Annotated in this window: 1 protein-coding gene; it reads right to left on the bottom strand. The window is 68.3% G+C overall.

Annotation, left to right across the window (positions count from 1 at the left end):
- The coding region (locus ACYVOO_RS36940) for a DUF6531 domain-containing protein (protein WP_461020111.1) at positions 1 to 934 on the bottom strand (934 nt) is incomplete at its 3' end.
- Positions 935 to 1,035: the final 101 nt, after the last annotated feature.

Here is a 1,035-nt window from a genome sequence, read left to right as displayed (position 1 = left end):
CGTCATACGCGTAACGGGTCACGTTCCCCAGCGGGTCCGTCACGGTCAGGGGCAGCCGGTTGCTCTCGTCCCACTCCGTGCGGGTGGTGTTCCCCAGCGGGTCGGTCTGCGCGACGACCTTCCCCGCCCCGTTGAGAACGTAGGTGGTCGTGTGCCCGAGGGAGTCGGTGTAGCGCGTCGTGCGCGCGGCCGTGTCGTAATGGAAACGGCCCGAGTAGATCCCATCCGGACCCACCGTGCGCAGGACACGGCCACGGTGGTCATACACATAGCCGAACGTGATGTTGTTACGGTCCGTCCACGAGGTGATGCGGTGCTGCCCGTCGTAGCGGTAACGCAGCGGCCTGCCCGTCGAGTTGACGACCTCCGTCAGATCACCGGACGCGTCATAGCCGAAGGACACCAGCACCGTCGAGCGCTCATGTGCTGCGCCGTGCAGCAGACGCAGGCCGGTGACCCGGTGCAGCACCGGATCGGTGTCCACCACGACGCGATAACCCCCCGAGTGGCGCACCTCGGTCGGAGTGCCCTTCGCGTCCCGGAGGAACTCGACACGGTCCCCCTCGCCCGACCGGTCGGTGACCGCCTGAAGCACCAGCTCGGGCCCGCTGGCAGGCAGCGCCGCGAAGTGCAGGGCCCGGTTACGCTCCGGAATCACCAGGGTGAAGGTGCCCTCCGGCTTGCCGTCCCAGTACAGCGGCCACCGCGGCCCGGAGGTGGGCATGGTGGGCACATCCGGTTCCGGCACCGGATACGTCAGCACCATGCCGTCGTCCGCGACGTAGACAACACCCCGATCGTCGATCTCAAGGCGCTGGTCGAGCGTCGCCGCCCACGTCGGGCCGAACCAGCCCCCGCACGGATGCCCCGAGACATAGTGCCGCTCCAGCACCAACGGCAACGCCCCCGGCAGGTCCACGTCCGTGGCCGCCATGACCATCTCACCGGTCGCGACATCGACCGGCTCACCGACCTCACACTTGTCATCACGACACGTCGAAGTATCCGTATCGCTGTCCGCCCGCTCCCGCGCGC

The sequence above is a fragment of the Streptomyces daliensis genome (assembly GCF_054782395.1).
The sequence above is the reverse complement of the archived record's forward strand: the minus strand, read 5'-3'. Positions and strand labels throughout refer to the sequence as shown.